The organism is Candidatus Competibacteraceae bacterium (assembly GCA_016699715.1).
Classification (GTDB): Bacteria; Pseudomonadota; Gammaproteobacteria; order Competibacterales; family Competibacteraceae; genus Competibacter.
On record CP065007.1, the window covers coordinates 2,341,393 to 2,367,248 of the forward strand.

At 63.2% G+C, this 25,856-nt stretch carries 29 protein-coding genes; 18 read left to right on the forward strand and 11 right to left on the reverse strand.

Annotation, left to right across the window (positions count from 1 at the left end; all coding sequences use genetic code 11):
* Positions 1–53 precede the first annotated feature (53 nt).
* The 11 genes from hisB to IPM89_10535 are packed head-to-tail and all read left to right on the forward strand — an operon-like array spanning position 54 to position 6,370.
* Positions 54–644, forward strand: a complete 591-nt coding sequence (hisB, locus tag IPM89_10485; protein QQS53325.1) for an imidazoleglycerol-phosphate dehydratase HisB — start codon at positions 54–56, stop codon at positions 642–644.
* 49 nt (positions 645–693) lie between these two features.
* On the forward strand, positions 694–1,332 hold the full coding sequence (gene hisH, locus IPM89_10490) for an imidazole glycerol phosphate synthase subunit HisH (protein ID QQS53326.1): 639 nt from the start codon (positions 694–696) through the stop codon (positions 1,330–1,332).
* A gap of 45 nt (positions 1,333–1,377) precedes the next feature.
* Complete coding sequence (hisA, locus tag IPM89_10495) at positions 1,378–2,118, forward strand: 1-(5-phosphoribosyl)-5-[(5-phosphoribosylamino)methylideneamino]imidazole-4-carboxamide isomerase (GenBank protein QQS53327.1); 741 nt, start codon at positions 1,378–1,380, stop codon at positions 2,116–2,118.
* Entirely contained in the window at positions 2,118–2,891 is a 774-nt protein-coding gene (hisF, locus tag IPM89_10500) for an imidazole glycerol phosphate synthase subunit HisF (protein QQS53328.1), read from the forward strand. Before hisA ends, hisF begins: the two co-directional genes overlap by 1 nt.
* A 42-nt stretch (positions 2,892–2,933) precedes the next feature.
* Positions 2,934–3,323 (forward strand): phosphoribosyl-AMP cyclohydrolase, encoded by a 390-nt coding sequence (hisI, locus tag IPM89_10505; GenBank protein ID QQS53329.1) that lies wholly within the window; start codon positions 2,934–2,936, stop codon positions 3,321–3,323.
* On the forward strand, positions 3,320–3,643 hold the full coding sequence (locus IPM89_10510) for a phosphoribosyl-ATP diphosphatase (GenBank protein QQS53330.1): 324 nt from the start codon (positions 3,320–3,322) through the stop codon (positions 3,641–3,643). Before hisI ends, IPM89_10510 begins: the two co-directional genes overlap by 4 nt.
* Positions 3,644–3,680: 37 nt before the next feature.
* On the forward strand, positions 3,681–3,944 hold the full coding sequence (gene tatA, locus IPM89_10515; GenBank protein QQS53331.1) for a twin-arginine translocase TatA/TatE family subunit: 264 nt from the start codon (positions 3,681–3,683) through the stop codon (positions 3,942–3,944).
* An 18-nt stretch (positions 3,945–3,962) separates the two neighbouring features.
* Positions 3,963–4,472, forward strand: coding sequence for a twin-arginine translocase subunit TatB (gene tatB / locus IPM89_10520; protein ID QQS53332.1), 510 nt, complete (start codon positions 3,963–3,965; stop codon positions 4,470–4,472).
* A 6-nt stretch (positions 4,473–4,478) separates the two neighbouring features.
* Positions 4,479–5,246 (forward strand): twin-arginine translocase subunit TatC, encoded by a 768-nt coding sequence (gene tatC, locus IPM89_10525; protein ID QQS53333.1) that lies wholly within the window; start codon positions 4,479–4,481, stop codon positions 5,244–5,246.
* A 43-nt stretch (positions 5,247–5,289) separates the two neighbouring features.
* Positions 5,290–5,649: a CidA/LrgA family protein gene (locus IPM89_10530; GenBank protein QQS53334.1), complete on the forward strand. Its 360-nt coding sequence runs from the start codon at positions 5,290–5,292 to the stop codon at positions 5,647–5,649.
* Positions 5,639–6,370 carry an LrgB family protein gene (locus IPM89_10535; protein QQS53335.1) on the forward strand — a complete coding sequence of 244 codons (732 nt, stop codon included), beginning with the start codon at positions 5,639–5,641 and terminating at the stop codon, positions 6,368–6,370. The genes IPM89_10530 and IPM89_10535 overlap by 11 nt, the downstream gene beginning before the upstream one ends.
* Before the next feature lie 38 nt (positions 6,371–6,408).
* Here IPM89_10535 and truA read toward each other — a convergent pair whose 3' ends face one another.
* The 5 genes from truA to IPM89_10560 form a co-directional block, all read right to left on the reverse strand.
* Entirely contained in the window at positions 6,409–7,197 is a 789-nt protein-coding gene (truA, locus tag IPM89_10540; protein QQS53336.1) for a tRNA pseudouridine(38-40) synthase TruA, read from the reverse strand.
* Between the two features lie 81 nt (positions 7,198–7,278).
* Positions 7,279–9,156: a L,D-transpeptidase family protein gene (locus IPM89_10545; GenBank protein QQS53337.1), complete on the reverse strand. Its 1,878-nt coding sequence runs from the start codon at positions 9,154–9,156 to the stop codon at positions 7,279–7,281.
* A gap of 157 nt (positions 9,157–9,313) precedes the next feature.
* Entirely contained in the window at positions 9,314–9,646 is a 333-nt protein-coding gene (locus IPM89_10550; GenBank protein ID QQS55876.1) for a DUF2173 family protein, read from the reverse strand.
* Positions 9,647–9,648: 2 nt separating this feature from the next.
* Positions 9,649–10,029 carry a DUF2173 family protein gene (locus IPM89_10555; protein QQS55877.1) on the reverse strand — a complete coding sequence of 127 codons (381 nt, stop codon included), beginning with the start codon at positions 10,027–10,029 and terminating at the stop codon, positions 9,649–9,651.
* Between the two features lie 65 nt (positions 10,030–10,094).
* Complete coding sequence (locus IPM89_10560) at positions 10,095–10,451, reverse strand: DUF2173 family protein (GenBank protein ID QQS53338.1); 357 nt, start codon at positions 10,449–10,451, stop codon at positions 10,095–10,097.
* Between the two features lie 195 nt (positions 10,452–10,646).
* Between IPM89_10560 and hrpB the strand changes: the two genes are divergently transcribed.
* Positions 10,647–13,220, forward strand: coding sequence for an ATP-dependent helicase HrpB (gene hrpB / locus IPM89_10565; protein QQS53339.1), 2,574 nt, complete (start codon positions 10,647–10,649; stop codon positions 13,218–13,220).
* 6 nt (positions 13,221–13,226) lie between these two features.
* Here the strand turns inward: hrpB and IPM89_10570 are convergent, their stop codons facing one another.
* The gene (locus IPM89_10570) at positions 13,227–13,622 is read right to left on the reverse strand and encodes a DUF4280 domain-containing protein (protein QQS53340.1); all 396 of its coding nucleotides are present in this window, start codon (positions 13,620–13,622) and stop codon (positions 13,227–13,229) included.
* Here IPM89_10570 and IPM89_10575 point away from each other — a divergent pair.
* Positions 13,580–14,095: a SirB2 family protein gene (locus IPM89_10575; GenBank protein QQS53341.1), complete on the forward strand. Its 516-nt coding sequence runs from the start codon at positions 13,580–13,582 to the stop codon at positions 14,093–14,095. The two genes, IPM89_10570 and IPM89_10575, sit on opposite strands and share 43 nt — an antisense overlap.
* A gap of 177 nt (positions 14,096–14,272) precedes the next feature.
* On the opposite strand, the gene IPM89_10580 is transcribed toward IPM89_10575, so the two are convergent.
* The gene (locus IPM89_10580) at positions 14,273–14,566 is read right to left on the reverse strand and encodes a phasin family protein (protein ID QQS53342.1); all 294 of its coding nucleotides are present in this window, start codon (positions 14,564–14,566) and stop codon (positions 14,273–14,275) included.
* Between the two features lie 361 nt (positions 14,567–14,927).
* Between IPM89_10580 and IPM89_10585 the strand changes: the two genes are divergently transcribed.
* From IPM89_10585 to ampD, 3 genes are all read left to right on the forward strand, one after another.
* Entirely contained in the window at positions 14,928–15,947 is a 1,020-nt protein-coding gene (locus IPM89_10585; GenBank protein QQS53343.1) for a class 1 fructose-bisphosphatase, read from the forward strand.
* Positions 15,948–16,169: 222 nt separating this feature from the next.
* On the forward strand, positions 16,170–18,644 hold the full coding sequence (locus tag IPM89_10590; protein ID QQS53344.1) for an EAL domain-containing protein: 2,475 nt from the start codon (positions 16,170–16,172) through the stop codon (positions 18,642–18,644).
* Between the two features lie 6 nt (positions 18,645–18,650).
* Positions 18,651–19,217, forward strand: a complete 567-nt coding sequence (gene ampD, locus IPM89_10595; GenBank protein QQS53345.1) for a 1,6-anhydro-N-acetylmuramyl-L-alanine amidase AmpD — start codon at positions 18,651–18,653, stop codon at positions 19,215–19,217.
* Here the strand turns inward: ampD and IPM89_10600 are convergent.
* The 4 genes from IPM89_10600 to IPM89_10615 form a co-directional block, all read right to left on the reverse strand.
* Positions 19,210–20,370, reverse strand: coding sequence for a nitronate monooxygenase (locus tag IPM89_10600; protein ID QQS53346.1), 1,161 nt, complete (start codon positions 20,368–20,370; stop codon positions 19,210–19,212). The genes ampD and IPM89_10600 overlap by 8 nt on opposite strands.
* 90 nt (positions 20,371–20,460) lie before the next feature.
* A complete protein-coding gene (locus IPM89_10605; GenBank protein ID QQS53347.1) occupies positions 20,461–21,192 on the reverse strand; it encodes a ThiF family adenylyltransferase in 732 nt (243 codons plus the stop codon).
* Entirely contained in the window at positions 21,167–21,958 is a 792-nt protein-coding gene (locus IPM89_10610; protein ID QQS53348.1) for a TatD family hydrolase, read from the reverse strand. Before IPM89_10610 ends, IPM89_10605 begins: the two co-directional genes overlap by 26 nt.
* Before the next feature lie 11 nt (positions 21,959–21,969).
* Complete coding sequence (locus IPM89_10615; protein ID QQS53349.1) at positions 21,970–22,737, reverse strand: helix-turn-helix transcriptional regulator; 768 nt, start codon at positions 22,735–22,737, stop codon at positions 21,970–21,972.
* Between the two features lie 526 nt (positions 22,738–23,263).
* On the opposite strand from IPM89_10615, the gene sthA reads away from it, so the two are divergent.
* Together sthA and IPM89_10625 are read left to right on the forward strand one after the other, a co-directional pair.
* Positions 23,264–24,667, forward strand: a complete 1,404-nt coding sequence (sthA, locus tag IPM89_10620) for a Si-specific NAD(P)(+) transhydrogenase (protein ID QQS53350.1) — start codon at positions 23,264–23,266, stop codon at positions 24,665–24,667.
* Positions 24,668–24,680: 13 nt separating this feature from the next.
* Positions 24,681–25,826: a PilT/PilU family type 4a pilus ATPase gene (locus tag IPM89_10625; protein ID QQS53351.1), complete on the forward strand. Its 1,146-nt coding sequence runs from the start codon at positions 24,681–24,683 to the stop codon at positions 25,824–25,826.
* The last annotated feature ends 30 nt before the right edge of the window (positions 25,827–25,856 follow it).

A 25,856-nucleotide genomic window follows, 5' to 3' on the forward strand; every position in this document is an offset into this window, starting at 1 on the left:
AGAGCTTTTCCGATGTCATTTCAGCCCCTAAGCCCGTGGACGCGGATTGAAACATGTCAGCACGCATAGCGACGGTCAAGCGCGACACGCTGGAAACCTGCATTCAGGCACGCGTCAATCTGGACGGTACGGGCGACGCTCAACTCGCCACCGGCCTGCCCTTCCTCGATCACATGCTCGACCAGATCGCCCGCCACGGCTTGATCGACCTGGAGATCGAAGCCCAAGGCGACCTGCACATCGACGCCCATCACACGGTCGAAGACATCGGCATCACCCTGGGGCAAGCAGTCAAGCAGGCGCTGGGCGACAAGCGCGGTATCCGCCGCTACGGCCACGCCTACGTCCCGCTGGACGAAGCGCTCTCACGAGTAGTGCTCGACTGCTCCGGCCGGCCAGGGCTGGAATATTTCGTCGAATTTCCCCGTGCCCGGATCGGAGATTTCGATGTGGATCTATTTCGCGAATTCTTTCAGGGCTTCGTCAACCACGCCCTGATCAGCCTGCACATCGACAACCTGCGCGGCCGCAACGCCCACCATGTCGCCGAAACCGTGTTCAAAGCCTTTGGCCGCGCGCTGCGGATGGCGGTCGAGTTCGATCCGCGCACGACCGCCATCCCCTCCACCAAGGGCAGCCTGTAAACTCAGTCGCTTTTCCTCCGTCCGACATCTCTATTCCCGAGTCCTCCGCATGACCAGCATTGCGATCATCGATTACGGCATGGGCAACCTGCGCTCCGTCGCCAAGGCGCTCGAACACGTCGCCCCACGGACGCGGGTGCTCGTCACTCAGAACCGCCAGGATATCCTGCACGCCGACCGGGTGGTGTTTCCCGGCCAGGGTTCGATCCGCGACTGTATGCGCGAACTGGCCCGCTGGGATCTGGTGGACGTGGTGCGCGAGGCGGCATTGAGCAAACCATTCCTGGGGCTGTGCCTGGGACCGCAGGCGCTGCTGACCTTTAGCGAGGAAAACGGCGGTATCGATGGCCTGGATGTCTTGCCCGGCCGGGTGGTTTGGTTCGGCGATCTGCGCGACCCCGCCAGCGGCGAGCGGCTCAAGGTGCCGCACATGGGCTGGAACCAGGTCCATCAACTGCGCGATCACCCACTCTGGCAGGGGATTTCTCAAGACAGCCGTTTCTATTTCGTCCATAGTTATTATCTGCAACCCGCGGATACCGCGCTGGCCACGGGCCAAACCTGGTACGGTTTCGACTTCGCCTCGGCGATCGCGCGTGACAATATCTTCGCCGTGCAATTCCATCCGGAAAAGAGCGCTCAAGCCGGGCTGCGGCTGCTCGCCAATTTCGCCGACTGGAACCCGTAAAGCACTTCCCCACCTGAACAGGTCTGCTGCTGGAAGAACCCGGACATGTTGCTGATACCCGCAATTGATTTGAAAGATGGTAAATGCGTGCGGCTGCGCCAGGGACGTATGGAAGACTCGACGGTCTTCTCCGACGACCCGGTGGCCATGGCCGAACGCTGGGTGCGGGCCGGCGCCCGCCGCCTGCATATAGTGGACCTGAACGGCGCCTTCGCTGGCCAACCGGTCAACGCCCAGGTGATTCACCGCATCGCTCAAACCTTTCCCGACCTGCCGATCCAGGTCGGCGGCGGCATCCGCGATGAGCAGGCGATCGATGCCTACCTGGACGCCGGCGTTCAGTTCGTCATCATCGGCACCAAGGCCGTGCAGGAGCCGCACTTCATCAATAACCTGTGCCTGGAATATCCCGGCCACATCATCGTCGGCCTGGATGCCAAGGATGGACGGGTGGCGGTCAACGGCTGGTCCAAGCTGTCCAAACACAACGTCATCGACCTGGCGCGGATCTTCGAGCGCTATGGTGTCGAGGCCATCGTCTATACCGACATCAGCCGTGACGGCATGATGCAGGGCGTCAACGTCGAGGCTACCGTCCGCCTGGCCCAGGCCATCGGCATCCCGGTGATCGCCTCCGGCGGGGTCAGCACCCTGGACGATGTGCGGGCACTGTGCGCGGTGAAGCAGGAAGGCATCATGGGCGCGATCATCGGCCGAGCCTTATACGAGGGCGACATCGACCTGGCCGCCGCTCAGCAACTGGCCGACGCGGCGGAGAACGGCTGATGGCGCTGGCGAAACGTATCATTCCCTGCCTGGACGTGGATCGCGGCCGGGTGGTCAAGGGCGTCAGGTTCGTGGAGATCCGCGACGCCGGCGATCCGGTCGAGATCGCCCGCCGCTACGACGCGGAAGGGGCCGACGAAATCACCTTCCTCGACATCACCGCCAGTTCCGACGACCGGGAAACCCTGGTGCATGTGGTCGAACAGGTGGCCAGCGAGGTGTTTATTCCCCTGACCGTGGGCGGTGGCATCCGCGCGCTGGACGACGTGCGGCGGATGCTGAACGCCGGCGCCGACAAGGTGTCCATCAATACCGCCGCCATCGCCCGGCCCGAATTCGTGCGCGAGGCCGCCGAACGCTTCGGTAACCAGTGCATCGTGGTGGCCATCGACGCCAAGGCGGTACACCAGTCGGACGAACCGCCGCGCTGGGAAATCTTTACCCACGGGGGCCGGCGGCCCACCGGCATCGATGCCGTCGAGTGGGCGCGGCGAATGAATGGCTACGGCGCGGGGGAAATCCTGCTGACCAGCATGGACCGCGACGGCACCAAGCGTGGTTTCGACCTGGACCTGACCCGCGCCATCAGCGAAGCGGTCAGCATTCCGGTGATCGCCTCCGGCGGAGTCGGCACGCTGGACCATCTGGCCGACGGCATCCTGCTCGGCAAGGCCGACGCGGTGCTGGCCGCCAGCATTTTTCATTTTGCCGAATACACGATCGAACAGGCCAAGCGCCACCTGCGGGCGCGCGGCATCGAAGTCAGACTTTGATACCCCCTCTCCCACCAGGAGAGGATTGAAACGAGTGAATTCATGACCGAAAACTGGTTGGAACGCATCAAATGGACGGCGGACGGGCTGGTGCCCGCCATCGCCCAGGACACCGACAGCGGCCGAGTACTGATGATGGCCTGGATGAACCGGGAATCGCTGCAACGCACGGTGAAATGTGGCGAGGCGGTGTACTGGTCCCGCTCGCGCCAGCAGCTCTGGCACAAGGGTGAAACCTCGGGCAACGCCCAGAAGGTGCGGCGCATCCGGCTGGACTGCGACGCCGACGTTTTGTTGCTGGACATCGAACAAATCGGCGGCATTGCCTGTCATACCGGGCGACAGAGCTGTTTCTTCGCGGAATTGCGCGCCGGCGAATGGGTCACCGTCGATCCGGTATTGAAGGACCCACGCGAGATGTACGGCACATGAGCGACGAAATCCTGCGCGAGTTGGCGGCCACGCTGGAAGCACGCAAGCACGCCGATCCCGACAGCTCCTACGTCGCCCGCCTGTATGCCAAGGGCTTGGACGCCATCCTCAAAAAGGTCGGGGAAGAAGCGGCCGAAACCTTGCTGGCCGCCAAGAATGGCGAGCCCGAGCCGCTGGTGCGCGAAACCGCCGACCTGTGGTTTCATACCTTGGTGATGCTGGCCCATCAGGGACTCGGCCCGGATGCGGTGCTCAACGAATTGCGGCGCCGCTTTGGCACCTCCGGCCTGACCGAAAAAGCCGCCCGCGCCACCGGCTAGGCGAGCGCCATCCTCCCCTCATCAGAGGCACACCGTCATGCATTTCAGTATTTGGGAACTCCTGCTCATTCTGGTCATCGTCCTGGTGCTGTTCGGCGGCAGCCGGCTGCGCAACCTCGGCTCCGACCTCGGTTCGGCCATTCGCGGCTTCCGCGACGCCATGAAGGAAGGGGGTAAACCGGAAACGGCCGGGGAAGAAGATCCCAAGAAACTCGAACAGCCCATCCTTCAGGAACACAGCAGCGGCGGTGCCACGACGGGCCTGCACGATTCGCTGGCCAAGAACCACGACAAGGTTTAAGCGCCGGATCGCAACGATATGTTCGAAATCGGATTCTGGGAACTGGCGTTGATCAGCGTCGTCGCGATGATCGTGGTCGGTCCCGAGCGTCTGCCGGGGCTGGCGCGTACCGCCGGCCTGTGGCTGGGCAAGGCCCGACGCATGCTGGCCGACGTCAAGGCGGAAGTGGACCGGGAACTGCAACTGGAAGAACTCAAACAGTCGCTGCGCCAGCAAGGCGATTTGAACGGCATCAAAGACCTGGCGAACCGGGTCCAGTCATTGCGCCAGGAAATCCAGGAAGAACTCGAAGACGATGATCCGGGACCGCCGCCAGGCTGGCGGCCTGGCGCCGCGCCAGCTCCACCGCCGCCGGGCTGGACCCCACCGGCTTCCCACCTGGAACCACCCACCAGCGCTACGGGGCCAATGCCCGTTCATCTAGAAAAACCGGCCCCAGCCCCGGTTCATCTGCAAAAGCCGACGCCTCAGCCGGTCGATCCGCCCGCCGAACCGGCACCACCACCCAATTCCCCCGCCGCGAACTGACCCGCCGTGTCCGACGCCGATCACGAACAACCCTTCATCAGCCATCTCATCGAACTGCGTACCCGGCTGCTGCGCATCGTCAGCGGAGTGCTATTGGTCTTTGTAGCGCTGTCGCCATTCTCCAATCCGATCTATTCCATGCTGGCCGGCCCCTTGACCCGACACATGCCGGCCCAAAGCAGCATGATCGCAATCGACGTGCTGTCGCCGTTTCTGACTCCGCTCAAATTCACTCTGGTGCTGGCGGTCTTCATCACCATTCCGTGGATTCTTTACCAAATCTGGGCCTTCATCGCGCCGGGTCTGTATCAAAAGGAGAAACGACTGGCCCTGCCGGTCCTGATCTCCAGCACCTTGCTGTTCTACTGCGGCATGGCTTTCGCCTACTTCGTGATCATGCCGATCTTCTTCGCCTTCATCACCAGCACCGCGCCGGAAGGAGTGGCGGTGATGACCGACATCAACCGCTATCTCGACTTCGTGATGACGATCTTTTTCGCCTTCGGGGTCGCGTTTGAAGTACCGGTCGCCACGGTCATTCTGGTGCTCATCGGCATCGTCACCCCCGAAGTCATGGCCGCCAAACGGCCCTATGTCATCGTTGGCGCCTTTGTCGTCGGTATGTTGCTGACCCCACCGGACGTGATTTCGCAGACCCTGCTGGCGCTGCCCATGTGGCTGTTGTTCGAGGTCGGTATCTTCGTCTCGCGCCTGTTGCTACGGCGCCGCGGCGAAGCACGGGCGGCAACGGCGGCACCGAGCGGCCAGCGGTAAGCGGTCAGCGGTCAGCGCTTCAAGCAGCCGTGGAATCCCAACGATGATCGGCGCGCTGGCGGTGTTGCTGGCCTTCCAGCTGACCGGAGAGATCGCGATCCGCTGGAGCGGTGTTCCGGTACCGGGACCCGTGGTTGGCATGTTGTTGTTGTTCCTGGCGCTGCGCTGGCGCAAGGCATTGCCCGATCCCCTGCGCGCCACAGCGGAAACCCTGCTGTCGCATCTGTCGTTGTTATTCATCCCGGCCGGGGTTGGGATCGTACAGCACGGGGCGCGGCTGGCGGAGGAATGGCTGGCGATAACGGTTGCTCTAGTGCTGAGCACGTTGATCACGGTCGCCGTTACCGCGCTGGTGATGCAAACCGTCATCCGCTGGCGACGTGGAGCGCCGCATGATGGATAGGATTTTCATTGATATCTGGGTGTACCTGGCCGCCTCGCCGCTGCTGTGGCTAACCCTCACCCTGGCCGTTTACCTGGCCGGGCAATGGCTGTTTCGGCGCAGCGGCGGCCGAGCGCTATTCAACCCGGTGGCGCTGGCGATCACCCTGCTGGTGCTGCTCCTGCTGCTGACCGGCACCCCCTATTCCACTTACTTCACCGGCGCGCGGTTCATTCACTTTCTGCTTGGCCCGGCGACCGTGGCGCTGGCGGTGCCGCTCTATCTGCACTGGAAGCGGATACGGCAACTGGCCTTGCCGATCCTCGCCGGATTGCTGGTCGGCTCGCTGACCGCAATCCTGTCGGCAATGGGGATTGCCGAGTTGCTGGGCGGTTCGCCGCGCACCCTGCTATCGCTGGCGCCCAAGTCGGTGACCACCCCGGTGGCGATGGGGATCGCCGAAAAGATCGGCGGCCTGCCTTCGCTGACCGCGGTTCTGGTGATTTTGACCGGCGTCATCGGGGCGGTCGCCGCGCCGGCCCTGTTGGACTGGCTGCGGGTTCGGGACGATGCCGTCAAGGGGCTGGCCATCGGCGTGGCGGCACACGGGATCGGCACGGCGCGGGCCTTGCAGATCAGCGGTCTGGCGGGGGCCTTCGCTGGATTGGCCATCGGCCTGAATGCCCTATTGACCGCGTTGCTGGTCCCGCTGGTTGTCCGATTGCTCCATCTGGCGCCTTGATCCTGGAGATGGTCGCAGGCCTGGGCGTCGTGTCGCGCTCAGCCGCCAAAAGCCGGGCTACTGGTCGGAGCCGCTGGCAACCCGAACCGTTGCGGATAACGCACTGCCAGCAGGTACAAGCCTTCGGCCGGCGCGGTCACCCCGGCCTGCGTGCGATCACGGCTTTCCAACACCTCCGCGGCCCATTCAATCGGCTGGTCGCCGACCCCGATCGCCAGCAACACCCCAGCGATATTGCGCACCATATGATGCAAAAAGGCGTTGGCCTCGATTTCCAGCAACACACCATCGCCCTGCCGCCATACCGCCAGTTCCAGAATTTCCCGGATCGGGTGACGAGCTTGACACTCCGCGGCGCGGAACGCGTTGAAATCGTGCTCGCCAATCAGCATCTGACCGGCCGCGCGCATCCGTGCGACATCCAGCGGCCGGTAGTGCCAAACCGCCCGCCCCCGCCACAAGGCCGAACGCTGGGAATGGTTATAGATCAGATAACGATAGCGGCGGGCCGAGGCCGAGAAGCGAGCATGAAAATCGTCCGGTACCTCGCAAGCCCAGCTCAGGCTGAGATCCGGCGGTAAGTGGGCGTTGCCGCCTCGCACCCACGCCCGCGTCGATCGGATCGCCCGGGTGTCGAAATGAGCAACTTGGCCGACGGCGTGGACGCCGGCATCGGTGCGACCCGCGCAAGTCAGGCCGACCGGGTGATCGGCAACCCTGGCCAGCGCTCGCTCCAGACTGGCCTGCACGGTTCGCACTCCCAGCGGCTGCGCTTGCCAGCCACGAAAACCGACTCCGTCGTATTGGATACCCAACGCCACGCGCATCGTCCAAAAATTCTCCCCGATCCAACGAAAATCCCCCGACCGCGGTGGCCGGGGGATGGCGCTTACCTATGGAAGGATGCTTTAGGCATCGCCGCCCTGGATCACTCCTTTCTGGTAAAGAGCCCGGACCATGGGCTTGTCGCGCTGATAGATATCATCGCGAAAATTGAGAAAACCCTCGTCATCGACCCAGGCCGTCCAGTACAGCAGGTACACCGGCACTTCCTCCGGTAAACGGACAACCCGCTGCTTGCCGCTGGCGGCAGCGGTCTTGATCGTGTCCTTGTTCCACTTCGGGTCATGTTTGAGCAGATAATTGGCCAATTCCACCGGATTGGAAATGCGGATGCAACCGGAGCTGTAAGTCCGCTGGTTGCGGCTGAACAACTCCCGTGAGGGGGTGTCGTGCAAGTAGATACTGTAGGGGTTCGGGAACATGAACTTGATCCCGCCCAGCGCGTTGCGAGGCCCGGCATCCTGGCGCAACTGATAGCGGAAGCTTTTAGCACTGACCGCACGCCAATCGATCGAACCGGGGTCGATTTCCTGGCCAGCACTATTATAGATCCGAATCTTTTGCCTCTTGAGCGCGTAAGGGTTGCGCTTGAGCTGTGGCAGTTTGTCTTTCACCGCAATGGAGCGCGGTACGTACCACTTCGGGCTCAACACCAGGTAGGCCATGTTGGCGGTGAAGGTTGGCGTTTGCCGCTCCTGGCGACCCACCACCACTTTCGCTTCCATCACCTGCCGGCCATTCTCGAACACGCCCATCTTAAAGCTGGGGATGTTGACCAGGATGTAGCGTGGCCCGAAATCGTCCGGCAGCCAGCGCCAGCGCTCCATGTTCAGCTCCACCTGGCGCATCCGCTCCGACACCGGCACGTTCAAGGCAGCCAGCGTGGCGGTATTAACGGTTCCGGTTTCCTTCAACCCGTGTCGTTTCTGGAAGCGGCGCAGCGCCTCGGCGACCGATTTGTCGTAGGCGCCGTTCTTAGCGGACTGCTCCTGTCCGGCCGGCAAGTCGCCGCTAGCCTGCAAGCGGGCTCGCAACCGCTCCACTTGCGAGCCCCGCACCCCTTTGGCGGAACCGACGAGGGGCCAGCCGCCCGCCTGTTCGACCGTCCGATAGCGCCGCAACACCTCCCGCAATTCGACGTAGCCTTTGCTCCGCGGCGACAGCGCTTGCAGCGACTTGGCCACGGTGTCGTCGGCCAGCGCTCGCTCCAACACCTCGGTCAAATCGCGGGAACGCGGCTTGATCGTCCACTCGGGATCGATCTTGCGGGGTGGCAGCCGACCGGACAGCAGATGGGAACCGTAGGTCAGAAACGTGTCGGTGAACAGTAAATCGAAATCGGCCAACTGGCCGGCGGTCGGCGCGGCGGTATCTCGCTGGAGCGCCTCATACAGCTTGCGCAAGTGGGCGTGGGGATAGTCGGTGGATCGCAACCCCTCATGCTCGGCCTGACCCAGGGTCCGCAACAGGCTATCCGCCACCGGCAACGGCTTGCCACCGGCGTCGAGCCAGGCAGCTCGATAGTTGCGCCCAGCATAGAAGGGAATCAGGTACTCCAGCGAGTGCAGCGTCAGCTTATCGACCCGCAGGCTGGACGGCGGCGGGTCGATCCGCACCTGCTGGCAGATGCCGGCGGCAACCTGTTCCGCCAACCCGTCGCCGGTTGGACAGGGCGGCAGCGGTGGCGGCCCAGCCATCGGGTCCGCTGGCAAGGTTTGCGCTTCGGCCGGCGGTGGCTCGGCCTCGTCGGCGCTCTCGGAGTTCTGGTCGGCTTGCGGGCTGGCCACCGACGACATCCCGCCCATCCCAACCGCACCGCCGCCAGCCCTCTGGATTTCGGGGCCTTGGCCACCGGCCACCTGCGCCACCACCGGCCAGGTGTTGAACGCGCACGCGCCCAGCAATATACAAAGCCATATAGGAAAAATGATTCGCTTGGACATGGAAACGACTGCCCCAATGCATTGAAGTAGCATACTGTGTCGTATCATCATACCAACAAAGTATTAAAGTAGCCACGCCTCGGCGACATAAAACAACAGGTATCGACTGTTCGACTCCTTCAGCATTAGAGGGTGGAACCCCCCAATGATTCCACGCTTACCAGTGCGAAATTTCCCGTAATTCCAGCAGAATTTCGTTCAAGGGCGCATCGGTGCCTTCCACGATGCAAACCAGGTTGCCGACGCCGCAGATCGACTGTGCCGCGCCCCGAGCAATCCAGCCATGCGGTGGGGTCCAACCGCGCATGCCGGTGAACATGGCGAGCTGGTCGGCATTGCCCTGGATCATCCGTCGGTAATCGTGCGCGAACTGAGCCAGCCGCGCCATATCGTCGCGTCCCATCAAACCGTAGCCTTCGAGCAGATAGCCATCATCGCGGAAATGGCAGACCACGTTGACCCCATCCAAAGCCAGAATACGCCGGATCATGCTCATGGAACCGGCTCCTGTTCTTCCAAGATCGCGAACGCTGCTTCATAGTCGGCCTTTTCGTTGCCCAGCACCACCCCCATGAACGGCGGCAAGCTGGCCTTGCCCTCGCCCTTGAACTGCTCCCGATGGAGGCCACTGATCACGACCGACCAGTCGAAGCCGACCAGGGTGAATTCCTGGATTGGATAAAACCCCTTCATGCTGGTCACCTTCTCCCAGCCACGCGCCTGCATGGTGGCAATGCTCAGATTGGCCGCGCACATGTGGGCCAGCAGGTCGAGCGTGGTTTCGTTGATGCGTTCGGGGTAGGCGATGCGCTGGTCCAGCAGCTCGCCGCTACCCCGAAATTCGAAAGCCGCCATCGCCCCCGGCAATTGCATCAGTTGGTCGAGTGTTGCCATCGGTCACTTCTCCTTAATTTCTTCGGTGGACTGGCCAGGCGAGTTCAGATCAGACCGGAGGGCGCCTTGGCCATGGCCTGGCGCATGAATCCAACGATGTCGTTGATTGAGCACTGGGCGTTATCAAGCATGCAAAATACATTCGCCATGACGCACACGGTATAGTCGGAACCATGCACTACCCAGCCACGCGGCGGTTGCAGTCCACTGCGTGGCTGGAAGGCTTCGAGCATTCTGCCCTCCATGTTCACGCCCATGGTGGTGGCGCGGCACATGATGGAAGCCATGCGGGCATGTTCTTCAGTGAGGGCGCCGCGGTAGGAAAACCGGTCACCCCGGTAGGCATATTCGCCGGCGGCGACGACACCGGGTCTGGCCAGCAGATCGCTCACAATGCTCATCCGTAAATTTCCTCGGGTGGTGGCTGGCGTTATGATGAGGTGAGGGGTGGTGCTCGTGCTCGCACGCGCAGCCGACCCAAACCACAATATTCTGATAAAACAATAGTCAAGGCAGCGCACAAATGCACGTTGAGGCGATCACGGAAAATAGTGCCGGGACGGCCTCCGCCACCTCCGTTGAACCGGTTCGCGCCCATGTTTTCATCTGACTCCGAACCCACGGCGCTGCCCATCGAGCCGGCACTGCCGGCGATCCGTGCCGCGTTGCGCGATTCCATCGCCCTGGTGCTGCAAGCGCCGCCGGGTGCCGGCAAGACCACCCGGGTACCGCTGGCGCTGCTCGATGAACCCTGGCTGGAAGACCGCGCCATCCTGTTGCTGGAACCGCGGCGACTGGCGGCGCGGGCGGCGGCGGCGCGCATGGCCGCGCAACGGGGCGAGCCGGTCGGCCGCACCGTCGGCTACCGCATCCGCTTCGACCACCAAGTTTCGAGCCAAACCCGCATTGAGGTACTGACCGAGGGCATCCTGACCCGTCGCCTGCAACGCGATCCGGCGCTGGACGGCGTGGGGCTGGTGATCTTCGACGAATTCCACGAACGCAGCCTGCACGCCGATCTGGCGCTGGCGCTGTGTCTGGACAGCCAGCGCGGGCTGCGCCCGGACCTGCGGCTGCTGGTCATGTCGGCCACCCTGGATGGCGCGGCGGTGGCCCGGGTGCTGGGCGATGCGCCCATTGTCACCAGCGAAGGCCGCGCCCATCCCGTAAGCCGGCATTACCTGCCAAGTGACCCCATCGGTCTGGATCTAAACATCGTAGTCCGCGCCGTACTGAACACGCTGAGCCGGGAACGTGGCGACCTGCTGGTTTTTCTGCCGGGCGGCGGCGAAATCCGGCAAATGCTGAACCGGCTGCAAGCGGAACCGGCCTGCACGGATTTGGCGCTGACGCCGCTGTACGGCGACCTGCCGGGAGAGGCGCAGCAGCGCGCCATCCAGCCCGACCCGGACGGCCGACGCAAAGTCGTACTCGCCACGCCCATTGCCGAAACCAGCCTGACCATCGAAGGCATCAGCGTGGTGGTGGATGCCGGTTGGACCCGCATCCCGCGTTTCGATCCGCGTAGCGGCCTGACCCGGCTGGAAACGGTGCGGGTGTCGGCCGACGCCGCCGAACAGCGCGCCGGCCGGGCCGGACGACTGGGACCAGGCATCTGCCACCGACTGTGGAGCGAGACCGCCCAAAGCCGACTCCGCCCGCGGCGCATCCCGGAGATTTTGGAGGCCGATCTGGCGCCGCTGGCCCTGGAACTGGCGCAATGGGGGGTGGCCGAGGTTTCGGCGCTGGCCTGGCTCGATCCGCCGCCGCCGGGTGCATTGGCCCAAGCGCGCGAACTGCTGCGCGAGTTGGAGGCACTGGACGAGCGCGACCGCATCACCTCGGGTGGACAGGCGCTGGCGGAACTGCCGACCCATCCGCGATTGGCGCACCTGCTGCGGCGCGGCGCGGCGCTCGGCCTGGTCGATTTGGCCGCCGATCTGGCCGCTCTGCTGGAGGAGCGCGATCCCCTGCGCGGCGAACATCCCTTCGGTGGCGACCTCTCCGCCCGCCTGGATGCCCTGCGGGATTTTCGCCGGGCCGGCCGCGACGGCGCGCGGCGCTGGCGGGCCGATCCAACAGCCTGCGCCCACATCGAGCAGGCGGCGCGGCGCTGGCGGGCGCTGTTGCGGCGGGCGAATGGTCCTGCAAGAACGGACACGAAGATGCGCCTCACCCTCGATCCAGCGGACGGCGCGACGGTTGGGCTGCTGTTGGCCTTTGCCTATCCCGACCGGGTGGCGCGGTGCCGAGAGGGAGCAACGGATCGCTACCGGCTGGCCAACGGGCGCGGGGCACGGCTGGCCACTGGCGATCCGCTGGCGGGCCGCGACTGGCTGGTGGCGGCACACCTGGACGCCGGCGCCGGGGAGGGCCGGATTTGGCTGGCCGCGCCGGTCGATCCCGCCGATCTGGAAGCGCATCTCGCCGGCCGGCTACGCACCGTCGCGGAAGTAGGCTGGGACGAGCGACAGGCGGCAGTGGTGGCGCGCCAGGAACGGCGGCTGGGCACACTGGCACTTGCCAGCACACCGCTGGCGGACGCCGATCCCGAACAACGGTGTCAGGCGATGCTGGCCGGTGTCCGGCAACTGGGTCCCGACAGCCTGCCGTGGACTCGCGAACTGCGCGAGTGGCAGGCGCGCGTGCTGTCGCTGCGGCACTGGTTGATCGACGAAGGCTGGCCGGACGTGTCCGACGGCTGGCTGATGGCGCATCTCGAAAACTGGCTGCCGCCCTGGCTGGACGGCATTAGCCGGCGTGAGCACCTGCGGCGGCTGGATCTGGCGGAGGCGCTTCACAATCTGCTGGACGGTCGGTCGCGGGCACGGCTGAACGAACTGGCTCCCACGCATCTGCCGGTCCCGAGCGGCTCGCGCATCCGCCTGCGCTACCCACCGGGCGAATCGCCGGTGCTGGCGGTCAAATTGCAGGAGTTGTTCGGGCTGGCCGACACCCCATGCATCGCCGGCGGGCGGATTCCGGTCACCCTGCACCTGCTGTCGCCAGCCCAGCGGCCGATTCAGGTCACCCAGGACCTGCGCGGCTTCTGGGAACGAACCTACGCCGAAGTCAGGAAAGAACTGAAAGGCCGCTACCCCAAGCATCCCTGGCCGGACGACCCGTGGAGTGCAATTCCCACCCGGCGTGTCCAGCCATCCGGAAAGTGACGCGCTTCAGGGAATCATCTCGGTGAATTGCCCCGGTTGGAGCACCGTGATCACCCCCGCCCAAGTACACATCAGGGTGGAGGTGTTGTTGAGCGCCGGCATGTTGCCCAGCAGCACGGTCGGCGACCCGACTACCCACGGCGCCGGAGTAATGGGAATGCAAGGCATCGGCGTCAGCACGCCCATCGCCGCCGTCGTGGCCGCGGCCACCGTTGGATTAGCCAGACTCATGCACGCGCCGAACGTCATGATGTTGACCATCGGTTTGTTGTCCATAATATTCGCCGCCGGCATGTTGCTGGTCATCATTCTGTTTTGCGGCAGCACGACGAGCGTACTGATCCCCGGCGGAAAAGCAAATGTGCATTTCAACGTGGCGCCGTTACAAACATGCATGGACATACACACACCTCGCGGGAATAGCCAGCACAAGCTGTTCATTAAACTATAGCCTACCCGCCAACCAGTCGTGGAGGACCAACGCCCTGTATCTTGCCCTCAAACATCTGCATGTCAGCACAGTGGTCTTGAGCCTGGCGTTATTCGTGCTGCGCGGGCTCTGGATGCTGGCCGATTCCCCGCAATCGCGGCGGCGCTGGGTCCGGATCGTGCCGCACGTCATCGACACCGCGCTGCTGGCCAGTGCCGTCGGGCTAGTGCTGATCCTGCATCAATACCCGTTCGTGCACGGCTGGCTGACCGCCAAGGTGCTCGGGCTGACGGCCTACATCATCCTCGGCAGCATTGCTCTCAAACGCGGCCAGACCAAACCGATCCGCGCCACCGCCTGGATTATGGCGCTGGCAACGTTCGGCTACATCGCCAGCGTCGCCATAACTCACTCCCCGTCGGGCTTTCTGCCGTGGCTGTTGTAGCTCTTCCAACCGAAAGTGCTGGAATGTGGTTTATCGATCATCCGACACAGCATCGGACTGTTGAAAATAAGCTTGTGCTATCCGCAAAGCCGCGCGGATGCGATGGCCGCGGTTCCCGCAACGAAAAAGCGCCGCTTTGAAGCGGCGCTTTGGCAAAGAACCCCACCGTAACCGTCATTAATCCCTGAACAGCACGCTCAACATGTTCTGCCGGGCCAGACGATGAGCCTGGTTGCAGCAGTCCGTACCCCATTCGGCCAGCAGGCGGCCATCGTCCGCGACGCGGTGGCCAACGAAACTTGCCACCGCAAACTGGCTGTCGGTGAATTCGTGCAGGCTGTGTGGATCGATCACTTTCATCGCCACCTTGGCTTGGGCAACGCCCAGATCGGCATAGGCTCTCAGGCTATCCATCTGCAACCCAGCCCACTTTTCCAACTGCCCGACCATGGATTGATTGACCCTGGTCAAGGATGCAACCCAAGGTCTGAATAGCTCGGTAAACTTAACAGAACCCTCGTTCATGACATCCTCCCAATCCGGTTTTTCGAAATCGCTGGGATAAAGTATAACAAAAAATGTTGCGTCGCGACAATAAATTCCATGCCTTGGGTGAGGGTATGCGCGATCCGCGTTTTAAGTCCAGGAATCATGGCCTTGTAAGAACACTATCCGTATTGTGACCGGTGTGGAGCCGAGGTCGTGGAGCGCCAGGAGCCCCATAAAACCATACTGTTTTTATGCTAAATGATATAATCGGCGCGGAGCTTGGCCAGCGCGGGTATCAGGGATCACCGCGCTGTATTTATTTAACCAACCCAGGAACACCGTCATGCCTATCGGCACTACCATCACCGAATATTTCATCGAAGAACAGCGGCGCATCAAGGGCGTCTCGGGCGACTTCACCGCCCTGATCAACGACATCGTCATCGCTTGCAAGGCCATTTCCAGCGCGGTCCGCTACGGCAGCCTGGTCGGCGTACTCGGCGCCGCCGATACCGAGAACATCCAGGGCGAGACGCAGAAAAAGCTGGACGTAATCTCCAACAATCTGTTCATCAATCGCAACGAATGGGCCGGACACGTCGCCGCCATGGCTTCCGAGGAAATGGCCGAAGTCTACCATCTACCGACTCAGTACCCGCGAGGCAAATATCTGCTGGTGTTCGATCCGCTGGATGGCTCCACCAACACCGACGTCAACGGCCCGGTCGGCACCATCTTCTCGATCATGCGCCGCCCCGATGGCGCAACCGGCGAGCCGACGGAAGAAGATTTCCTGCAACCAGGCGCCCGACAGGTTTGCGCCGGTTATGCGCTGTTCGGGCCGTCCACCATGATGGTGCTCACCACCGGCCACGGCGTCAACGGCTTCACCCTGGACCAACGCATCGGCGAGTTCATCCTGACCAACCCCAGCATGCGACTACGGGAAGAAACTCAGGATTTTTCCATCAATGCCGCCTACATGCGGTTTTGGGACCCACCGGTGCGGCGCTACATCGACGAATGCCTGGCCGGCCGGGAAGGCCCGCGCCGCAAGGAATTCAACATGCGCTGGGCCGGCGCGATGATCGCCGACATCCACCGGGTACTGATCAACGGCGGCGTGTTCCTTTATCCAGCCGACCGCAAGCTGCGCGCCAAAAACCAGGAGGGCAAATTACGCCTGCTGTACGAGGCTAATCCGATGAGCTTCATCGTCGAACAAGCCGGCGGACTGGCGAGCACCGGTACGCAGCGGATCATGGAATTGCAACCGACCAACCTGCATCAACGCTGCCCGGTGATCATGGGATCCAAGAGCGAAGTCGAGCGCATTATTTCCTACCATCTCGAAGCACAATAGCTCGCACGCCTACCCGCCCGTCTCATTCTCCGCGATCGGACGGGCGAGGGCCGCAAGGCAAGGTCCTCGCCGCGATGGCGGCGGGATTCGAGCCGAGAAACCGGTGTTTTCACTCCGATCTCTTACACTACCCCGCTCCATCATCTATAGCTATTATGAACAGGCAATCCCAATGTAAACCACCCACGATTTTCCGCCTCTCGATCTTGCAGAGATAATTGCATGGAACCGACGCCTTCCCGTCCAGAACCGCTCGCCGGCAAACTCAAGCGTATTGAGGATCTCGCCGAGAAGCTCGTCTACATCAAATGGAGCCGGGAGTTTTTCGTGCTGCTGTTGCGAGCGACGCAGGATGCCCTGGCGCTGGCCCGCCCACGGCCCGAGTATCACAAGATCGTGGTGCTGGCCGAACGGCTCGAACAACAGCTCAGCGAATGTCTGGATAAAGGCGATTTGCCCAAGGGAGCCGAGCGCGAGCGCCTGATCGCCATCGTGGACGCCCTGTGTCGCTCCACGCCGCGCCCCGGCGGCGATCCGGGCCAAATCGATCCGGTCACGAAAAAACCGGCCGAACCCCGCACCGTGCCTCTGTTTTCCAGGTGGGAAAAGAACGAACGGTCGCGGCCAACGACCGGCGAAGCCCTGGCCCCAAAACTGTGGCTGGTGGCGCCCGACTCGGCGAACGGGCTGGCGCGCAAGCTCGAACAACGGGGCGGCTTTCAGGTCCGACGCTGCGCCACTCTGGCTGAAGTCCGCGCGCTGCTGACGCAGTCCGAACAACCGGTCGCCCTAATCATCGACTTGGACTTCGTCGCCGACCATCAACCCCCGCTGGAACAGATCAAAACCTTAAAGCAATTGCTGGCTCCGGCAGCTCCCCTCTTTTTCCTGGCCGACCGCGGCGACATCGCCGCCCGGCTCGACGCGGTGGAAACCGGCGGGTCCGGCTACTTCATCAAGCCGGTGGATATCGTCCTGTTACTGGAAATCCTGGACGAGCGCGTGCTGAAAGCGTCCGACCACCGCATCCTGATCGTCGACGACGCGCTGCTTGCCGCCCGCGAAATCGCCCGCTGGTTGGACAGCCGCGGCATGGTGACGCAGGTGCTCGCCCAACCACTACAGATTCTGCAAGCCATCGCCAACTTTCGCCCCAATCTATTGATTTTCAACATAGATTTAAAAGAAATCGACGGATTGACGCTGGCCCAGGCCATCCAGCAACACGAGCTGTTGCGCGAACTCCCGCTGATCCTGCTGTCGGAGCGCGCCGACAGCAGCGAGCGACTATCGGCCACCAGCTTGAGCGGCGAGGCCCTGCTCGGCAAGGCCCTGAACCCGGAACTACTGTTCGCGGCCGTCGCCAAGCGCTTACGGCAGCGGCATTGCCTGTACCGCAAGCTGAGCCAGATCAGCCATCGGGATACCGTCAGCGGCTTGTACAACCGTCCCTACTTCCTCGCCCACCTGGAACGGGCACTGATCACCGCCGAGGTCAATGCTCAGCCGGTGGCGATCATGCTGATCTCCCTGGACAACCTGCGCGTCGTCGAAAGCCACGATGTCGCCGCGGCCGATGAGATCGTCGAACAAGCCGCCAAGCGCCTGCAAACCACGCTGGGCGCCGACCCGATCGCGGCCCGGTTCGGCAACGCCGTTTTCACGGTCCTGTTGAGCTTCACCAGCCAGGAAGCCCTGCTCGCCACGGCGCACGCGGTGCAGGACGCTTTGGAAAGCGATGTTTACCCTTTCAACAGTGAAGGTTTCCAACTGCGCACCAGCATCGGCATCAGCGTGGCCACTCCCGCCTTGCACGAAGCCGCCATCCTGATCCAACAGGCCGACATGGCTTGCGGCATGGCTCGGGATAGCAAGGACATGCGGATTCTCGTCCAACACGGTCAGAGCGCCGAACAGGAAGCGGATCACCCCCGGCAGCGCCGTTTGCTGGAAGAGATCCGCGAAGCCGTGCAACAGCAGCGGATGAACCTGTTGTTTCAGCCGGTGGTCAGCCTGCGCGGCGATAGCACCGAGCGCTATGAAGTGCTGCTGCGGATGCGCAATAACGAGGGCTGGGAGCTGCTGCCGGAAACCGTGTTCAGTCTGGTCAAGCGCCACCGGATCGGCATGGTGCTCGACCGCTGGGTCATCGCCCATTCCATCCGGATGCTGCGCGAGCGGCAAATGCGCGGTCATTCGGCGATTCTGTTCATCAATATTTCGCCCACCATCCTGCAAGACGACGAACTACCGGACTGGCTGAGCAGCGGCCTGCAAAAAACCGGGGTGCCGGCCGCCAACCTGGTGTTCGAGATCGCCGAAACCACCGCCGAACTCAACCGGCAGGCGCTGCTGCCGTTTTTGCGAAAACTCAAGCAACTGGGCTGCGGCCTCTCGCTCGACCACTTCAGCGGCCACGAACGTGCCCAGGCACTCGTGCAACTCCTGCATGCCGATTACGTCAAGCTGGCCCCCAAATTTGCCCAGGATCTGCTGAACGACAAGGAACGCCAGCAACAGCTCGGGCAAATGACGCGCGAGTTGGCTGTGTTAGGTGTAACCACCATCATCACCGGCGTCGAGGACGCGAGCAATCTGCCCACGCTGTGGTCTTGCGGCATCGATTTCGTCCAGGGTTATTTCCTGCAACGGCCGCACACCGACATGCAGTACGACTTCGATCAAACGGTGCTGTAAGCGGCGATGCGGGTCGATTTGAGTACGGGGTTGCTGGACGCGGCGCGCCAGACGCCCTCACCCAACCACGACGACCGACCCGCCGGATCGTCGGTTGACCTGATCGTGATTCACGGGATCAGCCTACCACCCGGCGAGTTCGGTGGACCGTGGATCGACGCGCTGTTCAGCAACACGCTCGACCCCACCGCGCATCCCTATTTTCAAACCATTGCCGGACTGCGAGTCTCGGCGCACCTGCTGATTCGGCGGGATGGCGAGATCGTGCAGTACGTCCCGTTGCAGCGCCGGGCCTGGCACGCCGGCGAGTCGGCTTACCGCAACCGCCGCCATTGCAACGACTTCAGCATCGGCATCGAACTGGAAGGCACCGACCACCTACCCTACGACGAGCGCCAGTATCCGATACTGGCGACCCTCATCATCGCCTTGCGCGCGGCCTACCCCGCCATCACGCCGGAACGGCTGGCCGGTCATGCCGACATCGCGCCGGGCCGCAAGACCGATCCGGGAGCGGCGTTCGACTGGATCAGGCTGCGCCGGTTGCTGGGAGAGATCAGCGCCACTAAATGAAGCAGGCCGGATCGGGAGGACTCTCGGCCGCCGGCGGCGGCGCCCGGTCGACGGGTTCCGCCGCCACCGGCTCCCGCGGCGCTTCTTCGCCCCCCAGCAAGGTCGTCGCCTGGTCCGCCCAAGCCGCGATCAGTTCGGCCGCTGGCCGGCTCTCGCTCAAATGGCAACCCTGACCGGCCCACAAGGCCATGAAATCGGTCAGATCCCGCTCGGTGGCAGTCTGGCGCAGATCCTCGGTCAAGAACAACTGCAGCGGGAAACCGGGTAGATCGGCTTCATGTGGGTGCAGTTCGTTGACCAGGCGGTTGCGCAATACCCGGCCAACGCGGCCGGTGAAAACGCGGCTCAGGGTGGTGGCGATTTCGCTGCCTTCGCTCAATAACGCCTTGTAGGCGGGAGACGCGCCGCTTTCCGGGCAAGCCAGGAAGGCAGTGCCCATCTGAATGCCCGCCGCGCCCAGTATCCGGACGGCGGCGATGCCGCGCCCGTCCATGATGCCGCCGCCGGCGACGATGGGCACCCTGATGTGCTTGGCCAGCAACGGCACCAAGGTCAGGATACCGACCAAACCCTGCTCCGGGTGACCGATGAAGGTACCGCGATGGCCACCGGCCTCGGCGCCCTGGGCGACGATGAAATCCACCCCGCTTTCTTCCAGCACGATCGCTTCCAGCAGGTGGGTGGCGGTACCGAAAGTGACGATTCCGGCATCCCGCAACAGATCCAGATACACGGTATCCGGCGCACCGAAAATAAAGCTGACCGCCGCCACCCGTTCTTCCATCACCACTTCCAGCAGCTGCTCGAATCCCGGCGGTTCCGGCGGCGCGGGCGATTCCGGCGGTAGCCCCAGTTCGGCCCGGTAGGGCGCCAGCAATTCGCGGGCGCGGGCGAGGCGGGCGGGGTCACCGGAGGCCGCGCCGCCCAGCGCCAAGTTGACGGCAAACGGCCGGTCGGTGAGGGTACGTATCTCGGCGATGGCTTGCCGCAAGGTTTCGGGTTGCGGGTAGCCGCCCGCCAGCGACCCCAAGCCGCCCGCGTTGCTAATCGCCGCCGCGAGTTGCGGGGTGCCGGGACCACCGGCCAGAGGGGCCTGAATAATCGGATAGCGGATGTCGAGTCGTTTGGTGAGCGCGGTGTGGGACCAGTTCATGGATGGCAGCTCGTCACTGAGGGGTTAGCGTAAATGGGCAACCCGGCGACAATCGGGCTTGGGTCATCTTAACGTCTTCAAGCGCCGCGCTCATCCTTCACCCAGCAGCCGGCGAACGATGACCCCCGCCAGCATCACCCCGAACAGCGCCGGCAGGTAGGAAATCGTCCCGTTCACCGCGCGGGGTCGACCCGGCGTATCGCCGCCGACCGGCCGATGCGGCAACGGCGGACGGCGCGGCTCGTCGCTGTAGATGACGGGATAGTTCAGCGGTGCGCCCAGCGCCCGCAAGCGGCGACGCAGCTCGCGGGCCAGCGGACACATCTGGGTCTGGTTCAATTGCGCCACCCGCACCCGAGTCACGTCCAGACAATTACCCGCCCCCAGCGCCGAAATCACCGGTACGCCCCGCTGCTGGCAGGACGCCACCAGCGCCGCCTTGCAGGCGATGCTATCGATGCAGTCGGCGACATAGTCATAAGGGGCGGCGGTCACCAGCGCTTCAGCCGCCTCCGACTGGAGAAACTCGCCCAGCAGGGTCAGCTCGAGGGTGGGATCGATATCGCGCAGCCGCTCGGCCATCAGCTCGACCTTGGGCCGACCGAGGGTGGAATGCAGCGCCAGCAACTGGCGGTTGAGATTGGAGGGAGACACCCTGTCGTGATCCAGCAGGGTCAAACGGCCGATGCCGGCCCGACCCAACGCCTCGGCGGCGTAACCGCCGACCCCGCCCAGTCCCGCCACCAGCACATGCGCCGCCCGCAACCGGGCCAGCCCAGTGGCGCCGATCAGGATCTCAGCGCGCGCCTGAGGGTACGGCATCGGGGATTCCGAACAGCTGGCGGGCGTTGGCGCTGGTGGCGGCGGCGATCTCGGCTGGATCGGCCCCGCGCAGCTCGGCGACGCAGGCCAGCACTTCCGGCAGGAAGGCCGGTTCGTTGCGCTGGCTCGGGTGCGCGCTCGTCGGCTGATCGGGCGAATCGGTCTCCAACATGAAGCCGTCCAGCGGCAGATACCGGATCAGGCCGCGCAGGCGGGTGGCGCGTGGATAGCTCAACGGCCCGCCGAAGCTGAGCAGAAAATCCAGATCGAGCAACCGCCGGGCCTGGTCCTCGCTACCGGAGAAGCTGTGCACCACCCCGCGCACGCCGGCAAAACGCCGCAGGTACTTGATAACCTGATCCACCGCGTGACGGGCGTGCACGATCACCGGCAGATCGTGGCGGCGGGCCAGTCGCAGTTGTCCGGTGAAGTAATCGGCTTGCGCGCCGGCATCGAGATCGGGCAGGTAGTAATCCAGCCCGATTTCGCCGATGGCGACGGGCTTTTCCCGAACCACCCAGTCCGCCAGCGCATCCAGATGCTCGGGCCGGTGTTCGGTCAGATAGGCCGGGTGCAGGCCATAGCTGGGATACAGCCCCGGATAACGCGCCGCGACCGCCCGGAGCTTCGGCCACAGCCGGGCACTCACCGCCGCCAGCACTTGCGCCTCCACTCCGGCGGCCCGCGCCCGCTGATAGGCGGCGTCGCGGTCGTCATCGAAGCTGACGTCGTCGAAATGGCTATGACTGTCGATCAGGATGGGCATGGGAGCATGGTTCAGGCGATCACGATCCGTACGTTGGCGGCGCGGCCGAACACCGAGGAAGGAGCGATGCCGAACATATTGCGAAAAGCCCGGCTGAAGTGCGAGGAATCGGCGAAACCCACACTCAGCGCCGCATCGGTCAGCGAGCTGTCCTCGGCAATCAGCGCCGCCACGACCCGCATCCGGTGCCGCTGCCGAAAGCGGCGAATCGGCACGCCGACTTCCTCCTTGAATAAATGCACCAGCCGGGTCGGCGACAGGTTCACATGCTCGGCCAGTTCGTTCATCGAGTAACCGCGGACAAGATCTTCCTTCATCAGCCGGATCACCCGCTGGATACGAGCGTCCAGCGGTCGCGGGCGGTCCTCGGGCCGTGGTGGCGGGATCAGGCGCTCCAGCAAATCATGAATGACGGTGGCGTCCGGCTGGCGTTCCCAAGCCTCGCTCAGGATCGCCAGCACCTCGTCTTCGCGGGCCAGGTCGTACAGGCATTGCCATTCGCCGTCGAGCATGACGTTCCGGATCGCCGGGTAATCCGAACTCTCCGGCTCGATGAACAGGATCGCCATGAGAGCGCCGCCAACCTGGATTTCGTGCAGGCAACCCGGCGGCACCAATACACCGCGACTTTCTCGCCAACCGTTGCTTGCACTTTCCAAGACGCGAAACGGCTGGTCGATGCCCACGCACAGCGCCGCCGAACCCAAGCGGTGCTCGGAGATATCCGGCAGATACCCCATGAATAAAGTGCGGTTTTTCCAAATATACAGCTTGCTCAATAGATTGCTTTCTCGGTGGTCATGACGAACAAGGCGCGGGTTTATTCCTTATAACACCGCCGCTTGCCACGGGAAGTCGGCCGTTCCCAGCGCCGAATGTCCCCGCCCGCCAGTGGAGTTGCCATCCGTCACGGAAGTGTAGTGTTCCGGCTCGGGGCTAGCCAGTTCCGACGAATCGTCGCCATTTTCGACAAGCCCCGTTCCCGACACAACCCTACCTCATTTAAATCCTTCACCGCTCTCATCTCATGGACAGATGCCCGACCACGGATCGGGCAAGAAGCGCAAGCCATATACGACCACATCATTCTCAGTGACACCCCCACCATGATCATCGGCGAGAAAGCGGCGCAGTCGATTCCGGCCGCGCGGAAGGAGCCCACCCACCGCCATCGCGACCGCGCCGAACACCCAGCCAAGGTCCTTTTTGCGCACATCCTAAAAGGGTCTAAACTATCGGCTCAGAAGGAAAGACCCACGAAAGCGACCCCCGCTTTTTCGCCACCACCACCGACGAGCGCGACCAATGAACGACCAGAACCATGATGTTATCGTGATCGGCACCGGCCCGGGAGGAGAAGGAGCCTCGATGAAAGCCGCCAAAGAGGGCAAGTCGGTGGCGGTGATCGAGAAACACCACTTGGTCGGCGGCGGCTGCACGCACTGGGGCACCATCCCGTCCAAGGCGCTGCGCCATTCCATCAATCGGATGCTGGAATTCAACACCAGCCCGGCGTTCCGCAACGCGCTTGGCTCCGCCCTTAAGCTGTCCTACCCCGACCTGCTGCGCTCCGCCGAATCGGTGATCGCCCGCCAGACCGCCATGCGCCGGGATTTCTACGAACGCAACCGCATCCGGCTGCGACACGGCCAGGCCCGGTTTCTCGACGCCCACACCCTGGAAGTGCGGGCTGGCGGTACCGCCGAGCCGGTCGTCCTCGGCGCCGATGCCTTCATTATCGCCTCGGGCTCGCATCCATTCCGGCCGCGCGACATCGACTTCAACCACCCGCGCATCTTCGACAGCGACACCATCCTCAGCATGTCCACCACCCCGCGTTCAATCCTGATCTACGGCGCGGGCGTGATCGGCTGCGAGTACGCCAGCATCTTCCGCAACATGGGCTGCAAGGTCGATCTGGTGGACACCCGCTCCCAACTGCTGTCCTTTCTCGACGACGAAATCGCCCACGCGCTCAGCTACCACTTGCGCGATCAGGGCGTCATGATCCGCCACAACGAGGAATACGAAGTGGTGGAAGGGCTGGCGGATGGCGTGCTGACGCATTTCAAGTCCGGTAAGAAAATCAAGGCCGACGTGCTGCTGTGGGCCAACGGCCGCACCGGCAACACCCAGAACATGGGCTTGGAGGAACTGGGCATCACCCCGAACAACCGCGGCCAGATCAAGGTGGACGACAATTACCGCACCGCCCTGCCCCACATCTACGCGGTGGGCGATGTGATCGGCTACCCCAGCCTGGCCAGCGCCGCTTACGATCAAGGCCGCTTCGCCGCCACCCATCTGATTCATGGCAGTTGCGACCATCACTTGGTTGATTACATCCCCACTGGTATCTACACTTCCCCGGAGATCAGCTCGGTCGGCCGCACCGAGCGCGAACTGACTGATGCCCGGGTGCCCTACGAGGTTGGCCACGCCTATTTCAAGAGCCTGGCACGCGCCCAGATCACCGGCCGCACCGTGGGGATACTCAAGTTGCTGTTCCACCGGGATACCCTGGAAATTCTCGGCATTCACTGCTTCGGCGACCAAGCCGCCGAGATCGTCCACATCGGGCAGGCGATCATGGCCCAACAGGGCACGGCCAATAACATTCAATACTTCGTCAACACCACATTTAACTATCCGACCATGGCTGAAGCTTACCGGGTGGCGGCGCTGAACGGTCTAAATCGGCTGGCCTGAGAGAGGATTAGCGATGGATATTACGCCGTATCTCAAACTGATGGTCGATAAGGACGCCTCCGACCTGTTCTTTCATGTTGGCGCCCCGGTGAACATCAAAATCGGCGGCGTGGTGCGTCCGATCGGCAACAAGGTGCTCGCACCGGGCCAAGTGCGCGAAATCGCCTACTCGGTCATGAAGGACGATCAGATCAAGGAATTCGAGCACGAATGGGAGTTGAATTTCGCCATCCCGCTGCAAGGGGTGGGCCGCTTCCGTTCCAACGTGTTCAAGCAGCGCGGCGAAGTGTCCATGGTGATCCGCTATATCAAGGGCGACATCCCCCAGGTGGAAGAGCTGGGTCTGCCGACCCTGCTGCGACAACTGGTGATGGAAAAACGCGGCCTGATCCTGCTGGTGGGTGCCACCGGCTCCGGCAAATCCACCACCCTGGCGGCAATGATCGACCACCGCAACTCCAGCGCGCCAGGGCACATCATCACCGTCGAGGACCCCATCGAATTTACCCACCAGCACAAAAAATCGGTGGTCGCCCAGCGCGAAATCGGTATCGACACCCATGGCTACGAACACGCCCTGCGTAGCGCCATGCGCGAGGCGCCGGACGTGATCCTGGTCGGGGAGGTGCGCGAACGCGAGGTAATGAAATACGTGCTCACCTTCTCCGAAACCGGCCACCTGGTCTTGTCCACCCTGCATGCCAACAACGCCAACGGTGCCTTGGAGCGCGTCGTCAATTTCTTCCCCGAGGATGTCCGGCCGCAGTTGCTGATGGATCTGTCATTGAACCTGCGCGCCATCGTCTCGCAGCGGCTGATCCGCTCGCTGACCGGCGGACTGGTGCCGGCGGTGGAAGTGCTGCTGAACACGCCCTACATCGCCGACCTGATTCAGAAAGGCAAGATCGATTACGTTAAGGACGCCATGGAGCAATCCACCGAGTCGGGTACGCAGACCTTCGATCAGTCGCTGTTCAAGCTGTACAAGGAAGGCAAGATTTCCAAGGACGAAGCCATCAAGAACGCCGATTCCAAGAATAACGTTGGCCTGCAAATCCGGCTGTCCGAAGGTACGGGGTCTGGCGGCGGCGGCAAGGCGTCCAGCATGGCCGATCTGGCCATCCACGATGAGGAAGAAAATCCGGGACGAACGTTTTGAGAACCGAGCCGGCCGCGCCGCCCGCCCGCC